Below are 14,328 nucleotides of genomic sequence, written 5' to 3' on the forward strand. Positions count from 1 at the left end.
TACAAATATCGCGAATTTGACGCATAAAAAAACCGGAGCTATCTCCGGTTTTTTTACATCATTTCGCTTGTGATTTAGTTTGTAGCCGGGTATTCCTGAATCGTTACCTGCAGCGTCAACTGCTTGTCATCACGCATCACGACAACAGAGATAACCGAACCAGGGCGAATCTCTGCCACCTGGTCCATGGTCTCCAGCGCAGATACCGCCGGTTTGTTATTGACCGAAATAATCAGATCGTTAACCTGAATTCCAGCCTGTGCTGCCGGACCGTCTGGGGCTACTTCGTTAACTACAATCCCCTGAATTTGATCCATCCCGCCGCCCTGGGCGTGCAGTGGCGCAATTTCGCGACCGCTGATGCCGATGTAGCCACGAATCACGCGCCCGTCACGAATCAGCTTATCCATGATTTTGGTTGCCAACTGAAACGGAATAGCAAAGCCGATCCCTTCCGGGGTTTCGCCATCGTTGCTCTTATCAAATGACAGCGTGTTAATACCCATTAACTCGCCCAGCGAGTTGACCAACGCGCCGCCGGAGTTGCCGTGGTTGATGGAGGCATCCGTTTGCAGGAAGTTTTGCCGTCCAGTCGGGTTCAGGCCAATACGACCGGTGGCGCTGATAATCCCCTGAGTGATGGTTTGCCCAAGGTTGTACGGGTTACCAATGGCGAGGACGACATCGCCGATGTGCGGCACGCGTTTGTTATTAATTGGAATTGTCGGCAGTCCGCCAGTCGCGTTGATTTTCAGCACCGCAAGATCGGTTAACGTATCAGAACCCACAAGCAGCGCTTCGAATACACGCCCATCCTGCAACGCGACGATGATTTGGTCGGCATCATTAATGACGTGCTTATTGGTAATGATATAGCCGCGCTGATCCATGATAACGCCTGAGCCGAGTGTGCGGATCTCAAGCTGGTTATGTGCTGTGCTGTTCATACTACGGTTATAAACGTTAACGACGGCAGGCGCTGCACGGCGAACCGCCGGGTTATAGCTGGCGGGCGTTTCATCTGCACTGTCGAACTGTGGCGCGGTAAGCGTATTTATTTTTCGCAGAGAGGGCATCGCGGCCAGCAGAATAGCGCCGACGATTAAACCAATCGCGACCGAACGTAAAAGCTTCACAAACATGATGGCGGCGTCATTAATAAAGGGAACGGCAGCAGCATATCACGAGTTTACCGGACATCACACGGGGGGCTGATGTCCGGTTGCATGCGTTAACGCAGGAGCAGGTAAATACTCTCGTTACCACGAACTACCTGCAGAGCAATGATCGACGGTTTCGTTTCCAGCACTTTACGCATTTCGGCGATCGAGTTTACACGATCGCGGTTAACGCCAATGATAACGTCATCTTTATGCAGACCGGCCTGCGCGGCTGGGCTACTTTTTTCAACGTTATCAATTTTGATGCCTTTGGTGCCGTCTTTAAGCTGACCGTCACTGAGCGTAGCCCCTTGCAACGCAGGAGCAATCATCTCCGCGCTGGCGGACGATGATGTACTGGTATCCAGGGTTACTTCAACCTCCAGCGGTTTACCGTTACGCAGCAGGCCCAGTTTGACTTTGGTCCCTGGTTCGGTTGTCGCGATGCGTGAACGCAGTTCGGCGAAGCTGTTGAGCGGTTTGCCGTTGAGGCTGGTAATGACATCACCAGACTTCACACCTGCTTTTGCGGAGCCAGAGTTAGGCAGAACCTCGCTGACAAACGCGCCGCGCTGCACGTCCAGTTTGAACGCTTTGGCGATATCGGCAGTCATTTCGGTGCCTTTAATTCCCAGCAGACCACGTTTGATTTCACCAAACTGCATCAGTTGCTGCGCCAGCGTGCGTGCCATATTGCTCGGGATCGCAAAACCAATACCGATGCTACCGCCGCCGGGGGCCAGAATCGCGGTGTTAATGCCAATCAGCTCACCATTGAGGTTAAGCAACGCGCCGCCGGAGTTACCCCGGTTGATGGAGGCATCGGTCTGAATAAAGTTTTCCAGACCTTCCAGGTTCAACCCGCTGCGACCCAAAGCCGATACGATGCCGGAGGTGGCCGTTTGCCCCAAACCAAACGGGTTACCCACGGCCACCGCGAAATCACCGACGCGGAGTTTGTCGGAGTCGGCAATGGCAATTTGCGTCAGGTTGCTGGGGTGTTGAATTTGCAGCAGAGCGATATCGCTCTGGTCGTCGCTGCCGATAAGCTTAGCGTCGAACTCACGGCCATCGTTAAGCTGAACGCTGATTTTTTGCGCCTGATTGATGACGTGATTATTGGTCAGGACGTAGCCTTTGGCGGCATCAATGATGACCCCGGAACCCAGCCCTTCAAAAGGTTGTGCAGGTTGATCGGGAAGTTCATCACCAAAAAACTTTTTGAACTCTTCCGGGACTTTCTGCCCCTGAGCGGCGGTGCCTTCGACCCTTACGCTCACCACGGCAGGTAACACTTTCTCCAGCATCGGGGCGAGGCTGGGGAGCGCAGCCTGACCGGGAACCTGGCCGGGAATCGACGCTGCGGCTGGGAATGGCGCCGAGAGAGTTAACCCGACACTTAACGCTAATGCACTCAACAGCTGGGTGTGTTTTTTCATGGATCCTGCTCTCGTACCTTGAGTAAACGGAAGATGATTCAAAACAGTTTGATGTTATTGAATTTTCGGTTTGGTCACAATGAGGCTAACGACTAAATAATAGCTGGGACAGGAAGAGAAGCGGAGGGCGCAATTGCTGCGCCCAATAAATTTCTTAACGATGTGCGGTTAGTCGCGCTTTGCGCCACTACGCAGCAGGCCAGATGCGCCTTCAGAATAGTCACGCGGCATCTGAACCGGCGCCTGATCGTTACCCGCTTCGGATTCTGCCAGACGATTACGGAACGGATTATTTTCCGGTGACATACCCGGCAGCAGGTTGCTGGAGCTTTTCGCCATATGCTGGTAGATCTGACGATAATCGTCCGCCATGTTATCCAGCAGTTCAGCGCTGCGGGCAAAGTGGCTCACCAGCTCTTCGCGGTACTCTTCCAGCTCAGCTTTATTTTTTTCCAGTTCGTACTGCAATGCCTGCTGTTGGCGTAATTTACGATTACCAAAACGCATGGCTACAGCACCAATAATGATACCGACGACTAACCCAATTAGCGCATATTCCCAGGTCATGAACATCTCCCGTTGTCTTGTGTTTCCGTAGGTTGTTGGCTTTAGGCTCCATGCCTGCGCCTGATTATGCCACTATAACCGCTAATCCCGTAGAAGTGGAATCCCGTGTTTATATCACGTAATGTAGAACGGCCTTTTTTTCGTCAACCGTGAGCGACGGCACATCGATTCTCAAGGAATAACAATAACATCATGCAAAGCCTTTCCCCGACATCGCGTTACCAGCAAGCCCTCAAAGACGGCAGTCATCAGCCCGACAACGTACAACAAGAAGCAGTGAATCGACTGGAAACAATTTTCCAGGCGCTTTCGACGCCAGCACGTCCTGCGCCGCAGGAGAGCGGACTGATGGCGCGTTTTGGCAAATTGCTGGGAAAGCGTGAGTCACCGACCAACGCGCCAGTGCGTGGTCTGTATATGTGGGGCGGAGTCGGGCGAGGAAAAACGTGGCTGATGGATCTGTTCTTCCATAGCCTGCCGGGCGGGCGTAAACAGCGTTTGCACTTTCACCGTTTTATGCTGCGTGTCCATGAAGAGCTTACGGCCCTGCAGGGGCAGAGTGATCCGCTGGAAATCATTGCCGACCGCTTTAAGGCTGAAACGGACGTGCTGTGCTTTGACGAATTTTTTGTTTCTGACATCACCGACGCCATGCTGCTCGGCGGTCTGATGAAGGCGCTGTTTGCCCGTGGTATTACGCTGGTGGCAACCTCCAATATTCCGCCTGATGAGCTGTATCGCAACGGTTTGCAACGCACGCGTTTTCTTCCTGCCATTGATGCCATCAAACAGCATTGTGACATCATGAATGTCGATGCTGGCGTCGATTATCGTCTGCGCACCTTAACGCAGGCGCATTTGTGGTTGTCGCCACTGAATGAGGAAACCCGCCAGCAGATGGACAAGCTCTGGCTGGCATTAGCGGGAACGAAAAGTGAACATGCGCCGACGCTGGAGATCAATCATCGTCCGATGCAGACGCTGGCCGTCGAAAACCAAACGCTGGCGGTGTCGTTCACCACGCTCTGTGTCGATGCGCGTAGTCAGCATGACTACATTGCGCTATCGCGTCTGTTTCATACGGTGCTGTTGTCTGATGTGCCGGTCATGACGACGCTGATGGAGAGCGAGGCGCGGCGTTTTATCGCACTGGTGGATGAGTTCTACGAACGCCACGTTAAGCTGGTGGTCAGTGCGGCCTCACCACTTTATGAAATTTATCAGGGCGAGCGTCTGAAGTTTGAATTTCAGCGTTGTTTGTCACGTTTGCAGGAGATGCAAAGCGAAGAGTATCTGAAGCGGGAACATTTAGCCGGTTAAACCTGCCGCAAATCACATAAAGGGGTCGATCTTTGACCCTGACTTCTCTATAATCTTGCGACCCCACGTTACGAGAGAGTTTTTTTCCCAAAACTTTCTATGCGCCGGCATAGGCTATTCGAAGGGGTAGGTTTGCTGGACAATGTCGTGTGAACCTCAACTGACAAAACGTTTGGGTGTTCACCAACGTGTAACTTATTTATTTGGGTAAGCTTTTAATGAAAACTTTTACAGCTAAACCAGAAACCGTAAAACGCGACTGGTATGTTGTTGACGCGACCGGTAAAACTCTGGGCCGTCTGGCTTCCGAACTGGCTCTGCGCCTGCGCGGTAAGCACAAAGCGGAATATACTCCGCACGTAGATACCGGTGATTACATCATCGTTCTGAACGCTGACAAAGTTGCTGTAACTGGCAACAAGCGTACTGACAAAGTGTACTATCACCACACCGGTCACATCGGCGGTATCAAACAAGCGACCTTTGAAGAGATGATTGCTCGCCGTCCTGAGCGTGTGCTTGAAATCGCGGTTAAAGGCATGCTGCCAAAAGGCCCGCTGGGTCGTGCTATGTTCCGTAAACTGAAAGTTTACGCTGGCAACGAGCACAACCACGCGGCACAGCAACCGCAAGTTCTTGACATCTAATCGGGATTATAGGCAATGGCTGAAAATCAATACTACGGCACTGGTCGCCGCAAAAGTTCCGCAGCTCGCGTTTTCATCAAACCGGGCAGTGGTAAAATCGTAATCAACCAACGTTCTCTGGAACAGTACTTCGGTCGTGAAACTGCCCGCATGGTAGTTCGTCAGCCGCTGGAACTGGTCGACATGGTTGAGAAACTGGATCTGTACATCACTGTTAAAGGTGGTGGTATCTCTGGTCAGGCTGGTGCGATCCGTCACGGTATCACCCGCGCTCTGATGGAGTACGACGAATCCCTGCGTGGCGAACTGCGTAAAGCTGGCTTCGTTACCCGTGATGCTCGTCAGGTTGAACGTAAGAAAGTCGGTCTGCGTAAAGCACGTCGTCGTCCTCAGTTCTCCAAACGTTAATTGTACTCTGCTTCGGCAGACAACAATTTGCGAAAAAACCCGCTTCGGCGGGTTTTTTTATCGTTACTGCTCTCCGTATAACCACGGTAATCCGCTGATTGCCACCTCTTTTTCCCCATTTCAAGAATCGACTCACCACAAAGGTCACAAAATCTGGTAAACTATCATCCAATTTTCTGCCCAAATGTCCGGTATCGTTCATTTTTTGTTTGTATTTTGAACAGTAATGGCTTTCCCGAATATGGGTGACATCACTTCTGGCTGGCCACTTAGTGGCTGGTAGCAGTAAAAATTCTGAATATACCTGGAGGTTTTCATGGCTGTCGCTGCCAACAAACGTTCGGTAATGACGCTGTTTTCTGGTCCTACTGACATCTATAGCCATCAGGTCCGCATTGTGCTGGCTGAGAAAGGTGTTAGTTTCGAGATTGAGCATGTGGAGAAGGACAATCCACCGCAGGATCTGATCGACCTCAACCCGAATCAGAGCGTACCGACACTGGTGGATCGTGAGCTGACCCTGTGGGAATCTCGCATCATTATGGAATACCTGGATGAGCGCTTCCCGCATCCGCCGCTGATGCCGGTTTACCCGGTTGCGCGTGGTGAAAGCCGCCTGTACATGCAGCGTATTGAAAAAGACTGGTACACGCTGATGAACGTCATCGTGAACGGTTCTGCTTCTGAAGCCGAAGTCGCGCGTAAGCGTCTGCGCGAAGAACTGCTGGCAATTGCACCAGTATTTGGCCAGAAACCTTACTTCCTGAGCGATGAGTTCAGCCTGGTAGACTGCTACCTGGCGCCGCTGCTGTGGCGTTTACCGCAGCTGGGCATTGAATTCAACGGTGCAGGTTCGAAAGAACTGAAAGGGTACATGACTCGCGTCTTTGAACGTGATTCTTTCCTGGCTTCTCTGACTGAGCCTGAACGTGAAATGCGTCTGGGCCGGGGTTAACCTGTATGGATTTGCCACAGCTAACACCACGCCGTCCGTATCTGCTGCGCGCATTCTATGAGTGGTTGTTAGACAACCAGCTTACGCCGCACCTGGTGGTGGATGTGACGCTTCAGGACGTGCAGGTTCCTATGGAATATGCGCGTGATGGGCAAATTGTTCTGAATATCGCACCGCGTGCGGTGGGTAACCTGGAACTGGCTAACGATGAAGTGCGCTTTAACGCGCGCTTCGGTGGTGTGCCGCGTCAGGTTTCTGTACCGCTGGCGGCAGTTCTGGCAATTTATGCTCGTGAAAATGGCGCCGGTACTATGTTCGAGCCGGAAGCCGCCTACGACGAAGATGTCGCCAGCTTAAATGATGACGACAACGACGCACCTGGTTTTGAGAGTGAAACGGTCATGTCGGTCATTGATGGCGATAAGCCTGACAATGGCGACGACAACGATCCGGATGACACTCCGCCGCCGCCACGCGGTGGGCGTCCAGCGCTACGCGTAGTGAAATAAAAAAACAGGCCCTTTGGGGCCTGTTCTGTTTTCTGCCTTCGGGATCAGTAAAACAGCGTGATGGTGGCTATCATATTGACCACAAATCCCACCGCCATCGGAATGGCCGTACGTTTTACCACCTCAAAGGGCGATACGCCCGCAATACCTGATGTCACCACAATGACCGCTGTAATGGGGGATACCGCCCGGGCCAGCGTAGTAGCAAAATGCATCGGCATAATCATCACTACCGCAGGAATATGTAGTCCGGCGGCAATATCTGGAATCAGGCTGGCAAAAGACATAAACGGCGCGTTACCTGACCCCATGACAATCGCACAGGCGGCAATGACCACGGCCATGATGATCATCACGCCGATACCGCCAAGGCCGGAATGTTCTGCACCTTTTATTACGGCGTCGACAGTCCCGATAGTCGTCAACCCTTTCGCAAAGATCTCACCTGCGACCACCAGCGTGACAACGTTGGCAAACTGGGTTCCCATGCCGTCAAAGAAGGCCTGCACGTCATCCATCGTTTCGCGCAGATTATGTTTATGCAGGAACTCGACAAACATCGTCAGCGTCATGCTCATCAGCATGACCACCACCAGATTCAGCTCTGTTTTCATTAACCCCATATGCGCCAGGGCAAGCGAGCCCAACATCAGAAGGAGCGGCATGACGGGTAGAATGGCGTAATAGAGAGGTGGCACGTTTTCCAGCGTCTTTTGTTCAGCGAATCCGTAGCTTTCCGGGAATGCTTTTTTATCAAACTGCCGCTGAACGAAAAAATGTGCAATAGCGACGGCGACGATAACGCACGATGCGACGGGTAACTGATAGTGAAAGAAGTAGGTAGCGATTTTCATGCCCGCCACCTGCGCGGCAAAAATAGAGTTGGTTTCCAGAATGCCCCATTCAATTGACATTGAAGTGGCAATGACTGCCACCGCGGATAAACGGCTCACGCCAAGACTGACCAGCGTCGGGAACAGCGTCACCATCAGCAGCATGCCTAACCCGGAAGCGCTGGTGATGAACTGCGCCATGATCTGACCAATCACATAGGTGGCGGCAAGAACAACATAGGGTGAGCGGATTAGCTTAAGCGGGCGGCTTAACAGGCTAACCATCGCTCTGCTGGCCCCCATCCTGTCCATATAACGGGCATAACCACCTACCGCCATGATTGATAACCCTAGTCCGGCCGCCCGATTGGAAAGCATACGCAGAATTTCGTTGTAAATATCGACCAGTAGATAGCCGCTGCTCTTGTCGTCAGCGACCAGCGCGCCGTAGCCTAGCCAGACGCCGCAGATCATCAGGAAGATCCCCGCGGCTGCCAGCACTACCTGCGGTTTGTAGTTTTTGAGGATCAGGTAACCCATCGTTAATAAAACGATGACAGAGATAATGATGCCGAACATTGTTTCACTCCATGCCAGAGAAGAAGATAAATCCGGTAATAACGCTGTTGTCCAAACGGATGTTATATTTTTTCGGGCGATTTTTATGGAGTGAATATCTTATTTTTAATTCGATGTTTAAATTATTTATCGTTATAAAATAGATGGTTATGATAATTTATCACGTTCATATTCATAAATTTCACGAAGCGAATATGATTGTTTTCAATTAAAGATAAGCTGAATGTTTTAGCGTAACAAAATATCCGGATGCGTTAGACCGCCAATAAGCCCGACAGTCTGATTGACCATCATTTCACCCTGCTTTCGATCCTGTGTTAGGATAAACCCGCTGTTATTTGTCACCACGACTTAGCTGAATGGGCCCTATGAACGCATTTGATTCGCAAGCTGAAGACTCTCCATCCACCATTGGCCGTAGCTTACGCAGCCGCCCGCTGGCGCGTAAAAAGCTGTCTGAAATGGTTGAAGAAGAACTGGAGCAGATGATTCGTCGTCGGGAATTTGGCGAGGGCGAACAGTTGCCGTCTGAGCGGGAGCTGATGGCCTTCTTTAACGTGGGCCGTCCTTCTGTACGAGAAGCGCTGGCAGCGTTAAAACGCAAAGGTCTGGTGCAAATCAACAATGGCGAGCGCGCCCGCGTTTCGCGTCCTTCAGCTGATACCATTATCAGCGAGCTGTCCGGTATGGCGAAAGATTTCCTCGCGCATCCCGGCGGCATTGCCCACTTCGAACAGCTGCGACTGTTCTTTGAATCCAGCCTGGTACGATACGCCGCAGAACATGCGACGGATGAGCAAATCGACAGACTGGCGAAAGCACTGGAGATCAACAGCCAGTCGCTCGATGACAATACGCTGTTCATTCGCTCGGACGTTGATTTTCATCGCATACTGGCGGAGATCCCGGGCAATCCCATCTTTATGGCTATCCATGTTGCGCTGTTAGACTGGCTAATTGCCGCCCGTCCGACCGTGGCCGACCAAGAGTTGTATGAACACAATAACGTGAGTTATCAGCAGCATATCGCTATTGTCGACGCGATTCGTCAGCGCGACCCTGAGGAAGCTGACCGCGCACTGCAAGAACATCTCAACAGCGTTTCCGCTACCTGGCACGCCTTCAGCAAAAGTAAAAAATTGCGTAAGTAATCGCGATCCTGACGATCGTTTAGTGAGGCAGATCGCACTATAAGCGTTCTGTATTGTATTGCTGCTTATTTGATCTGGTATAACAGGTATAAAGGTATGCAGTCAGATAACACTAATCATCATCAGAGGTAGCTATGGCAAGAGATTTAAAAGGCGTAATGCCAGCGTTGTTAACCCCATTCGATAGCCAACAGCGACTGGACATTGAGAGCCTGCGCCGCCTGGTGCGTTTCAACATTGGGCAAGGGATCGACGGGCTCTATGTCGGTGGGTCTACGGGTGAGGCATTTGTCCAAAACCGCGCTGAGAGAGAGCAGGTACTGGAAATTGTTGCCGAAGAAGCGAAAGGCAAGGTGACGCTGATCGCTCACGTTGGCACAGTGAGTACCGAAGAGAGCCAACAGCTGGCGAGTGCCGCGCATCGCTACGGCTTTGATGCGGTTTCGGCCGTCACACCGTTTTACTATCCGTTCAGTTTTGAAGAGCACTGCGATCACTACCGCGCAATTATTGATTCCGCTGATGGCTTGCCGATGGTGGTCTATAACATCCCGGCGCTGAGCGGCGTAAAACTGACGCTGGATCAGATCAACACGCTGGTGACGTTGCCGGGCGTTGGCGCGCTGAAGCAAACCTCAGGCGATCTCTATCAGATGGAACAGATCCGCCGCGCTCACCCCGATCTGGTGCTTTATAACGGTTATGACGAGATCTTCGCTTCTGGTCTGCTGGCGGGCGCAGATGGCGGTATCGGTAGCACTTACAACATTATGGGATGGCGTTATCAGGGAATTGTGAAAGCGCTCAAAGAAGGCGACATCCGGACGGCGCAAAAGCTGCAAACCGAGTGCAATAAGGTTATCGATCTGCTCATTAAGGTTGGCGTGTTCCGCGGCCTGAAGACGGTATTGCACTATATGGACGTGGTTTCTGTTCCGCTGTGCCGTAAACCATTTGCCCCGGTAGATGAACAATATCTGCCGGAACTGAAAGCGCTGGCCCAGCAATTAATGCTGGAACGCGACTGATCGGACGCCGGATAGCACAATGCTTATCCGGCCTGCAAAAACAAGACTCGTAGGCCGGATAAGGCGAATCCGCCATCCGGCACCACAACGAAAATAAAGATCGTCGGGAGAGTAAAATGAGTACTTCTACCCAGAGCATCCCGTGGTATCGCCATCTCAATCGGGCGCAATGGCGGGCATTTTCCGCCGCCTGGCTGGGATATTTGCTTGATGGTTTTGATTTTGTATTAATCGCCCTTGTGCTGACGGAAGTACAAGGCGAATTCGGACTGACGACGGTGCAGGCGGCCAGTCTGATCTCGGCCGCTTTTATCTCCCGCTGGTTTGGCGGGTTAATGCTGGGCGCGATGGGCGACCGTTATGGACGCCGCCTGGCGATGGTCACCAGTATCATTCTGTTCTCTGTGGGGACGCTGGCCTGCGGCTTCGCGCCGGGCTACACCACCATGTTTATCGCCCGCCTGGTTATCGGTATGGGGATGGCTGGTGAGTACGGCTCCAGCGCAACTTATGTTATTGAAAGCTGGCCCAGGCACCTGCGAAACAAAGCCAGCGGCTTCCTGATTTCCGGCTTCTCTGTAGGCGCAGTGATCGCCGCCCAGGTTTACAGCCTGGTGGTCCCGGTCTGGGGATGGCGCGCGCTGTTCTTCATCGGCATTTTGCCGATTATCTTCGCCCTCTGGCTGCGTAAAAATATTCCGGAAGCGGAAGACTGGAAAGAGAAACACGAAGGCAAAGCGCCGGTACGCACGATGGTGGACATTCTCTACCGGGGCGAACATCGGGTTATCAATATTGTGATGACTCTCGCCGCCGCAACCGCGCTGTGGTTCTGCTTTGCAGGCAACCTGCAAAATGCGGCTATTGTGGCGGTCCTTGGCCTGATATGCGCGTTTATCTTCATTAGTTTTATGGTGCAAAGCAGCGGGAAACGCTGGCCGACGGGCGTCATGCTGATGGTGGTTGTGCTGTTTGCCTTCCTTTACTCATGGCCGATTCAGGCGCTGCTGCCAACCTATCTGAAAACTGAACTGCTGTATGACCCTTCCACTGTCGCCAGGGTGCTCTTCTTTAGCGGCTTTGGCGCGGCGGTCGGTTGTTGCGTCGGTGGTTTTCTTGGCGACTGGCTGGGCACGCGTAAGGCCTATGTCTGCAGTCTGCTGGCTTCGCAGTTGCTGATTATTCCAGTGTTTGCGATTGGCGGCTCAAACGTCTGGGTACTGGGTTTACTGCTGTTTTTCCAGCAAATGCTCGGTCAGGGGATCTCCGGGATCTTACCAAAACTGATTGGCGGCTATTTCGATACCGACCAGCGTGCGGCGGGTCTGGGCTTCACCTACAACGTGGGTGCACTGGGCGGGGCGCTGGCACCGATCATCGGTGCGCTGATTGCCCAACGACTGGATCTGGGCACCGCGTTGGGATCGCTCTCTTTCGGCCTGACATTTGTGGTGATTCTGCTGATTGGTCTCGATATGCCGTCTCGCGTACAGCGCTGGCTGCGGCCTGAAGCATTGCGTACGCATGATGCCATTGATGGCAAACCGTTTAGCGGGGCCGTGCCGTTCGGCGGTGACAAAAGCACCATGGTGAAATCCAAAAGTTAATCCGTTTGCCCGGTCCTGCGCCGGGCAATAGTCATAAGGGAATAAGCATGTCGTTACTTGAACAACTGGATATCAAGATTTCCGCGAACGGCGGGCTGATTGTCTCCTGCCAGCCTGTTCCTGACAGCCCGTTAGATAAACCGGAAATTGTTGCGGCGATGGCGCTGGCCGCAGAACAGGCTGGCGCGGTGGCGTTACGCATTGAAGGGGTGGAAAACCTAAAAGCGACCAGGGCGGTAGTTTCGGTGCCGATTATCGGCATTCTCAAACGTGACCTTGATGACTCTCCGGTTCGCATCACCGCATATCTGGAGGATGTTGATGCGCTGGCGCAGGCAGGCGCTGACATCATCGCCATCGACGGTACCGATCGCGTACGTCCGGTACCTGTAGAAACCTTACTGGCACGTATTCATCATCACCAACGCCTTGCGATGGCTGACTGTTCGTCCATGGCGGATGGCATGGCCTGCCAGAAACTCGGTGCCGAAATCATTGGCACTACCCTTTCTGGTTATACCACGCCAGAAACGCCCGAAGAGCCGGATCTGGCTCTGGTGAAGTCTTTAAGTAACGCGGGTTGTCGGGTGATTGCTGAAGGACGTTACAACACGCCAGCGCAGGCCGCTGAGGCGATGCGTCATGGCGCTTGGGCGGTGACAGTCGGCTCAGCCATTACCCGGCTGGAGCACATTTGCCAGTGGTACAACACAGCGCTTAAAAAGGCGGTGCTATGACCACGCTGTCGATTGATATTGGCGGCACCAAACTGGCTGTCGCACTGGTAGACAGCAGCCTGCAAATTCAAGAGCGTCATGAATTGCCGACGCCCGCCAGCAAAACACCGGATGCTCTGCGTACCGCGTTACAAGCACTGGTTGCGCCGCTACAGGGGCAGGCAACGCGGGTGGCGATCGCCTCAACGGGGATTATCCGCGACGGTTCTCTACTGGCGCTGAACCCGCACAACCTCGGCGGGCTGCTGCATTTTCCTCTGGTGCAAACGCTAAAAGATCTCACCGCTTTGCCGACGCTGGCAGTCAATGACGCGCAGGCCGCGGCGTGGGCTGAGTATCATGCGCTTGGCGGCGAGTACCGCGATATGGTGTTTATCACCGTCTCCACCGGTGTAGGCGGCGGGGTGGTAAGTGATGGGAAGCTGCTGACCGGGATTGGCGGTCTGGCCGGGCATCTGGGACATACGCTGGCTGATCCGCATGGGCCGGTGTGCGGTTGCGGGCGTGTGGGTTGTGTCGAAGCGATCGCTTCCGGTCGTGGGATCGCGGCGGCTGCCGAAGGCGCGCTTGCTGGATGCGACGCCAAAACCATTTTTAGCCGCGCCGGGCAGGGTGATGAGCAGGCTCGGCGGTTGATCCATCGTTCGGCACGTACTTTGGCAAGGCTTGTCGCCGATGTGAAGGCCACGATCGATTGCCAGATTGTGGTGATTGGCGGCAGCGTGGGGCTGGCAGAAGGGTATCTGGCGCTGGTGGAAAACTATCTGGCACAAGAGCCTTTGGCTTACCACGTAGAGTTACGGGCGGCGCATTACCGTCATGACGCTGGATTACTGGGGGCCGCGCTGTTGGCCCTGGGAGATTGATTATGATGTCAGATGAGTTGCGTTCATTGCCTTCTGCCGGATTACATCCGGTTTTGCAGCAGGCGTTAACGCTGGCTGTTGCGGCGAATCCGCAGGAGAAAACGCCAGGGCGCTACGAGTTGCAGGGCGATAATATTTTTATGAATGTTATGCAATTTGCAACGCAGAGCCCGGAGCAAAAGAAAGCGGAACTGCACAGGGAATACATTGATATTCAGGTGCTGTTATCCGGTGAAGAACGCATTCTGTTCGGGATGACTGATTCTGCTCGTCAGTGCGAAGAGATGCATGTTGAGGATGATTATCAGCTGTGTAGCCAGATTGCCGATGAGCAGGCGATGGTACTGAAGCCGGGAAGATTTGTGATTTTTATGCCGGGCGAGCCGCATAAGCCGGGCTGCGTGGTACAGGCTCCGATGGACATCAAAAAGGTGGTGATCAAGGTGCGCGCCAGTTTATTACACACCTGACGATGAGAGTGACGGTGTCGGATGGCAAGGCTTGCGCCATCCGACACCGGAT

The 14,328-nt window shown here is 53.2% G+C and carries 15 protein-coding genes; 11 read left to right on the plus strand and 4 right to left on the minus strand.

The genetic code is table 11. The features are described from left to right. Window positions 1–74: 74 nt before the first annotated feature. From degS to zapG, 3 genes are all read right to left on the minus strand, one after another. Window positions 75–1,142, minus strand: a complete 1,068-nt coding sequence (degS, locus tag HV350_RS02635; protein WP_003025154.1) for an outer membrane-stress sensor serine endopeptidase DegS — start codon at window positions 1,140–1,142, stop codon at window positions 75–77. Between the two features lie 89 nt (window positions 1,143–1,231). After that, the gene (gene degQ, locus HV350_RS02640) at window positions 1,232–2,599 is read right to left on the minus strand and encodes a serine endoprotease DegQ (protein WP_016154708.1); all 1,368 of its coding nucleotides are present in this window, start codon (window positions 2,597–2,599) and stop codon (window positions 1,232–1,234) included. 168 nt (window positions 2,600–2,767) lie between these two features. Further along, window positions 2,768–3,166 (minus strand): Z-ring associated protein ZapG, encoded by a 399-nt coding sequence (zapG, locus tag HV350_RS02645; protein ID WP_003025147.1) that lies wholly within the window; start codon window positions 3,164–3,166, stop codon window positions 2,768–2,770. 192 nt (window positions 3,167–3,358) lie between these two features. Here zapG and zapE point away from each other — a divergent pair, with 192 nt between their 5' ends. From zapE to sspB, 5 genes are all read left to right on the plus strand, one after another. Beyond that, complete coding sequence (gene zapE / locus HV350_RS02650; RefSeq protein ID WP_047358535.1) at window positions 3,359–4,486, plus strand: cell division protein ZapE; 1,128 nt, start codon at window positions 3,359–3,361, stop codon at window positions 4,484–4,486. A gap of 218 nt (window positions 4,487–4,704) precedes the next feature. Then, entirely contained in the window at window positions 4,705–5,133 is a 429-nt protein-coding gene (gene rplM / locus HV350_RS02655) for a 50S ribosomal protein L13 (protein WP_003025141.1), read from the plus strand. Window positions 5,134–5,148: 15 nt separating this feature from the next. Next, window positions 5,149–5,541, plus strand: coding sequence for a 30S ribosomal protein S9 (gene rpsI / locus HV350_RS02660; protein ID WP_003025138.1), 393 nt, complete (start codon window positions 5,149–5,151; stop codon window positions 5,539–5,541). Between the two features lie 316 nt (window positions 5,542–5,857). Beyond that, window positions 5,858–6,496 carry a stringent starvation protein SspA gene (gene sspA, locus HV350_RS02665; protein WP_003025132.1) on the plus strand — a complete coding sequence of 213 codons (639 nt, stop codon included), beginning with the start codon at window positions 5,858–5,860 and terminating at the stop codon, window positions 6,494–6,496. A gap of 5 nt (window positions 6,497–6,501) precedes the next feature. After that, window positions 6,502–7,005, plus strand: coding sequence for a ClpXP protease specificity-enhancing factor (sspB, locus tag HV350_RS02670; RefSeq protein WP_016154706.1), 504 nt, complete (start codon window positions 6,502–6,504; stop codon window positions 7,003–7,005). A gap of 44 nt (window positions 7,006–7,049) precedes the next feature. Here the strand turns inward: sspB and dcuC are convergent, their stop codons facing one another. Beyond that, the gene (gene dcuC / locus HV350_RS02675; protein WP_181629733.1) at window positions 7,050–8,417 is read right to left on the minus strand and encodes an anaerobic C4-dicarboxylate transporter DcuC; all 1,368 of its coding nucleotides are present in this window, start codon (window positions 8,415–8,417) and stop codon (window positions 7,050–7,052) included. Window positions 8,418–8,776: 359 nt separating this feature from the next. Here dcuC and nanR point away from each other — a divergent pair, with 359 nt between their 5' ends. The 6 genes from nanR to nanQ all read left to right on the plus strand — a co-directional run bounded on the left by nanR (window position 8,777) and on the right by nanQ (window position 14,276). Beyond that, window positions 8,777–9,568, plus strand: coding sequence for a transcriptional regulator NanR (gene nanR, locus HV350_RS02680; RefSeq protein WP_047358532.1), 792 nt, complete (start codon window positions 8,777–8,779; stop codon window positions 9,566–9,568). Window positions 9,569–9,702: 134 nt separating this feature from the next. Beyond that, window positions 9,703–10,596, plus strand: a complete 894-nt coding sequence (gene nanA / locus HV350_RS02685) for an N-acetylneuraminate lyase (RefSeq protein ID WP_016154703.1) — start codon at window positions 9,703–9,705, stop codon at window positions 10,594–10,596. 116 nt (window positions 10,597–10,712) lie between these two features. Next, a complete protein-coding gene (gene nanT, locus HV350_RS02690; RefSeq protein ID WP_016154702.1) occupies window positions 10,713–12,203 on the plus strand; it encodes a sialic acid transporter NanT in 1,491 nt (496 codons plus the stop codon). A 47-nt stretch (window positions 12,204–12,250) separates the two neighbouring features. Then, the gene (locus HV350_RS02695; RefSeq protein WP_181629735.1) at window positions 12,251–12,940 is read left to right on the plus strand and encodes an N-acetylmannosamine-6-phosphate 2-epimerase; all 690 of its coding nucleotides are present in this window, start codon (window positions 12,251–12,253) and stop codon (window positions 12,938–12,940) included. Next, on the plus strand, window positions 12,937–13,806 hold the full coding sequence (gene nanK, locus HV350_RS02700; protein ID WP_181629737.1) for an N-acetylmannosamine kinase: 870 nt from the start codon (window positions 12,937–12,939) through the stop codon (window positions 13,804–13,806). The genes HV350_RS02695 and nanK overlap by 4 nt, the downstream gene beginning before the upstream one ends. A gap of 2 nt (window positions 13,807–13,808) precedes the next feature. Continuing rightward, window positions 13,809–14,276 carry an N-acetylneuraminate anomerase gene (gene nanQ, locus HV350_RS02705; protein WP_016154699.1) on the plus strand — a complete coding sequence of 156 codons (468 nt, stop codon included), beginning with the start codon at window positions 13,809–13,811 and terminating at the stop codon, window positions 14,274–14,276. Window positions 14,277–14,328: the final 52 nt, after the last annotated feature.

Source organism: Citrobacter sp. RHBSTW-01013 (genome assembly GCF_013781985.1).
Taxonomy (GTDB): domain Bacteria; phylum Pseudomonadota; class Gammaproteobacteria; order Enterobacterales; family Enterobacteriaceae; genus Citrobacter; species Citrobacter braakii.

Bases quoted from the DNA above. Each gene is read 5' to 3' on its own strand.
- degS (WP_003025154.1), bottom strand. From the start codon at position 1,142: ATGTTTGTGAAGCTTTTACGTTCGGTCGCGATTGGTTTAATCGTCGGC.
- degQ (WP_016154708.1), bottom strand. From the start codon at position 2,599: ATGAAAAAACACACCCAGCTGTTGAGTGCATTAGCGTTAAGTGTCGGG.
- zapG (WP_003025147.1), bottom strand. From the start codon at position 3,166: ATGACCTGGGAATATGCGCTAATTGGGTTAGTCGTCGGTATCATTATT.
- zapE (WP_047358535.1), top strand. From the start codon at position 3,359: ATGCAAAGCCTTTCCCCGACATCGCGTTACCAGCAAGCCCTCAAAGAC.
- rplM (WP_003025141.1), top strand. From the start codon at position 4,705: ATGAAAACTTTTACAGCTAAACCAGAAACCGTAAAACGCGACTGGTAT.
- rpsI (WP_003025138.1), top strand. From the start codon at position 5,149: ATGGCTGAAAATCAATACTACGGCACTGGTCGCCGCAAAAGTTCCGCA.
- sspA (WP_003025132.1), top strand. From the start codon at position 5,858: ATGGCTGTCGCTGCCAACAAACGTTCGGTAATGACGCTGTTTTCTGGT.
- sspB (WP_016154706.1), top strand. From the start codon at position 6,502: ATGGATTTGCCACAGCTAACACCACGCCGTCCGTATCTGCTGCGCGCA.
- dcuC (WP_181629733.1), bottom strand. From the start codon at position 8,417: ATGTTCGGCATCATTATCTCTGTCATCGTTTTATTAACGATGGGTTAC.
- nanR (WP_047358532.1), top strand. From the start codon at position 8,777: ATGGGCCCTATGAACGCATTTGATTCGCAAGCTGAAGACTCTCCATCC.
- nanA (WP_016154703.1), top strand. From the start codon at position 9,703: ATGGCAAGAGATTTAAAAGGCGTAATGCCAGCGTTGTTAACCCCATTC.
- nanT (WP_016154702.1), top strand. From the start codon at position 10,713: ATGAGTACTTCTACCCAGAGCATCCCGTGGTATCGCCATCTCAATCGG.
- HV350_RS02695 (WP_181629735.1), top strand. From the start codon at position 12,251: ATGTCGTTACTTGAACAACTGGATATCAAGATTTCCGCGAACGGCGGG.
- nanK (WP_181629737.1), top strand. From the start codon at position 12,937: ATGACCACGCTGTCGATTGATATTGGCGGCACCAAACTGGCTGTCGCA.
- nanQ (WP_016154699.1), top strand. From the start codon at position 13,809: ATGATGTCAGATGAGTTGCGTTCATTGCCTTCTGCCGGATTACATCCG.